The sequence below is a fragment of the Arthrobacter agilis genome (genome assembly GCF_002953615.1).
Classification (GTDB): domain Bacteria; phylum Actinomycetota; class Actinomycetes; order Actinomycetales; family Micrococcaceae; genus Arthrobacter_D; species Arthrobacter_D agilis_B.
Window position 1 is genome coordinate 3,277,969 of sequence record NZ_CP024915.1, and the last position, 3,522, is coordinate 3,281,490.

2 protein-coding genes and 1 pseudogene are annotated in these 3,522 nt (G+C 67.4%); all 3 read right to left on the reverse strand.

The annotated features are described in order from the left end of the window. Nucleotides 1-37: 37 nt before the first annotated feature. Nucleotides 38-1,480, reverse strand: coding sequence for a peptidoglycan D,D-transpeptidase FtsI family protein (locus CVO76_RS16060; protein ID WP_133080025.1), 1,443 nt, complete (start codon nt 1,478-1,480; stop codon nt 38-40). After that, nucleotides 1,477-2,898, reverse strand: coding sequence for an FtsW/RodA/SpoVE family cell cycle protein (locus CVO76_RS16065; protein WP_208740102.1), 1,422 nt, complete (start codon nt 2,896-2,898; stop codon nt 1,477-1,479). The genes CVO76_RS16060 and CVO76_RS16065 overlap by 4 nt, the downstream gene beginning before the upstream one ends. Continuing rightward, nucleotides 2,891-3,522, reverse strand: a pseudogene (locus CVO76_RS16070) (hypothetical protein); the annotation flags it as partial. The gene CVO76_RS16065 and the pseudogene CVO76_RS16070, both read right to left, overlap by 8 nt.

Here is a 3,522-nt window from a genome sequence, read left to right on the forward strand (position 1 = left end):
TCGAACCTGCCGCCCAGGGTGATTCCTGACGTGGGCCTCATCTGTTCAACACCGCCTCTATGAGTCTCTTGGCACTGGGTGAGGTCAATTGCTGACCAGTGGGGATGTCCACGTTCTCCATCACGATCGATACGGCTACCTGCGGGTCCTCCGCGGGCGCGAAACCGGTGAACCACGCGTTGTCACCGGTCACGCTGACCTCCGCGGTTCCTGTCTTTCCTGCCACCCGGACCCCGGGGACCTGGGCCGCGGTGGCCGTCCCGTTGTCCACCACGTTGACCATCCAGTCCGTGAGCTGGTCGGCCGTCTCCCGGCTGACCGACTGGCGGAGCACTTCGGGCTGCGGTGACTCGATCAGCTCGAGGTCCGCCGCGCGGATCGACTTGATGAGCTGGGGTTTCATCTGCTGCCCGTCGTTGGCGATCGCCGAAGCCACCATGGCCATCTGGAGCGGGGTCACCAGGGTGTCGAACTGGCCGACGGCGGACTGCGCGAGTTCGGGCCCCGTCAGGTCCGAGGGGAAGGAGCTCGCGATGACACGCGTGGGGATGGCCAGCTCCTCGCCGAAGCCGAACTTCGCGGCCTGCTCCTGGATCGCTTCCTCCCCGAGGTCCAGCGCGATCTGCGCGAAGGGGGTGTTGCAGGACTGTTCGAGCGCGAACTCCAGGTCCGCCGTCGTCCTGCTCGCACAACCACCGGTGACGAAGTTCGGCAGGGCGTACTCGATGCCGGGGAACTCCAGGGCGGGCGGATTCGGGATCTGCGACTCCGCGTCGTATTGGCCCGACTCCAGGGCCGCTGCTGCGTCGACGAGCTTGAACACGGAGCCCGGCGACACGAGGGATTCCGTGGCGGGGTTCGTGTAGATCGACAGTCCGGGTTGCTCGGAGAGCGCGGCGGCGTTCTCGGCGATCACGCTGGTGTCGTGTCCCGAGAGGAGGTTCGGGTCGTACGTCGGCTTCGAGACCATGGCGAGGATGTTCCCGGTGCCGGGCTCCAGCACGACGATCGAGCCACGCTGGCCGTCCGGGATCAGGTCGTACGCCAGCTGCTGGATCTCAGGGTCGATGGTGAGCTCCACCGACGCACCCTCGGAGTCGACGCCCGAGAACAACCGCACGACGCGGTCGTAGAACAGGGAGCTGCTGGTGCCGGAGAGGATCTCGGATTCCTCGGCCTCGAGCTGGGTGGAGGACAGGGACAGCGAGTAGTAGCCCGTGAGGTGGGCGTACAGCTCGGGTTCGTTGTACACGCGCTGGAACTTGAACTGGTCGTCCGAGGGCACGGATTCGGCGATGGCTCGGCCGTCCACGAGGATGGCTCCTCGCTGCCGGCCGAAGTCCTGGTACAGCTGGCGGCTGTTCCAGTCGTTGTCGTTCAGTTCCTGTGCCTGGAAGAACTGCACATAGGTGAGAGATCCGAGGACCAGGGCGAACATGCCCATGGCCACGGCCCATGCGCTGCGGATGGCCTGGTTCATCGGGTCCCCTCCTTCGTGGTCCTCTTCACGGGTCTCCCGTTCACTCCGACGGCTTCGGGGAACGAGTCCTTCATCGGCCCCGAGGGGGCCGGCCGACGCGCTGTCTCCGAGATGAGCAGGATCAGCGCGACGATGAGCCAGTTTGCCAGCAGCGAGGACCCACCCGCGGACATGAACGGCGTGGTCAGTCCGGTGAGCGGGATCAGGCGCGTGATCCCGCCGATCACCACGAAGCACTGGAGGGCGATCGTGAAGGACAGCCCGCAGGCGAGCAGCTTGCCGAAGCCGTCCTTCGTCCCCAGGGCGGCCCGGATGCCGCGGGAGACGAGGATGACGTAGAGCATCACGATGGCGACGACGCCGATCAGCCCGAGCTCCTCGCCGAGCGCCGCGATGATCATGTCGCTGTTGGCATAGGTCACGAGGTCAGGGCGCCCTTCCCCGAGTCCGGTCCCGATCAGGCCGCCGTTGGCCAGGCCGAACAGCCCCTGCACCACCTGGGCACTGCCACCCGGAGCCCGGTCGTAGACCTCGGGCGCGAAGGCGTTGATCCAGGAGTCGAACCGGAGGGCCACATGGCTGAACAGTTCCAGGGCCACGAAGACCCCGACACCGATCATCGCGAGCCCGATCAGGACCCAGCTGACGCGGCTCGTCGCGACGTAGATCATGACCATGAAGAGACCGAAGAACAGGATGGACGAGCCGAGGTCCCGCTGGAAGATCAGCACTCCGATGCTCACCAGCCAGGCGGCGGCCATCGGCGCCAGGTCCCGGAAGCGCGGAAGCTGCAGCGGACCGATCTTCTTCCCCGCGAGCAGGATCAGGTCCCGGTTCGTCGACAGGTAGCCGGCGAAGAAGATGGCGAGGGTGATCTTCGCGATCTCACCCGGCTGGAAGGTACCGAAACCCACGGAGATCCAGATGCGGGCCCCGTTGATCTCGAGTCCCAGCGGTGTCAGGGGCAGCAGCAGCAGCACGGCGCTGACGATCAGGGAGATGTAGGTGAAGCGGCGGAGGATGCGGTGGTCGCGCAGGACGATCAGGAGGATCGCGGCCGCTCCGATGGCGACCGCCGTCCAGAGGACCTGTTGGGGGGCGACGGGTGAGAAGTCCGGATTCACCGTGGCGGCCGACAGGTCGAGGCGATGGATCATGGCCAGGCCGATGCCGTTGAGCGCGACCACGATCGGAAGTATCACAGGATCCGCATACTTCGCCCGGAAGCGCAGGATGAGGTGGATGAAGAGACCCATCACCCCCAGGGTCAGGGCCTGGGACCAGAAATAGTCGCCGAAGGCATCCTCGCGGCCGATACCCGCGAGGTAGTTCGCGCCGATCGCCACGGCCAGGGCGAGCAGCAGCAGCACGAACTCGATGGTCCGCCGCGATCGGGGGACTGTCAGGACATCACTCATCAGCGGCGCTCCCGCAGTCGATGGCCGGCGCCGAGGGGTCGGCGCCGGGGGTGGCACGCGGAGACCCGCCCGTCGGACCGGACGGACCGGTCGACGGTGACGGAGCGGCCGAGGCGGAGGGGCCGGGAGTTCCGGGAGGCGCGGTCGCCGAGGCCGTCGGCTGCGCTGTGGGGGATGCTGTCGCCCGCGCCGAAGGCGGGGACGTCGGCGCAGGACCGGCGGTGCCGCTCGCGGACGGTGCCGGTGAGGCCGACGGGGTCCCGGGCGTCGCGGGATCGCAGTTCACCGCCCGCAGTTCGCTCCGGAGATCGCCGACGATGCGCTCGGCCTCCTCCAGGCTGGCGGCCGGCAGGGTGCCCCTCACCTGGGAGCGCTGGTATTCGGGCAGATTCGACACGGGGATGTCGGTGGTCTCGTAGAGCTCACTGAGGTGCACCGGCCCGATCCTCTGGGGGACACCCGTGTAGATCGCGACGCGGTTGTCCGCCTCCGCCACGTAATAGCGTGTCTGCGTCCAGGTGTACCCGAGGCCCAGCACGGCGACGAGGATCAGGGTCATCAGGGAGAGGAACGCGGGGACCAGCCAGCGTCTCTTCCGGGGCGGTGCCTCGTCCTCGGCGTCCT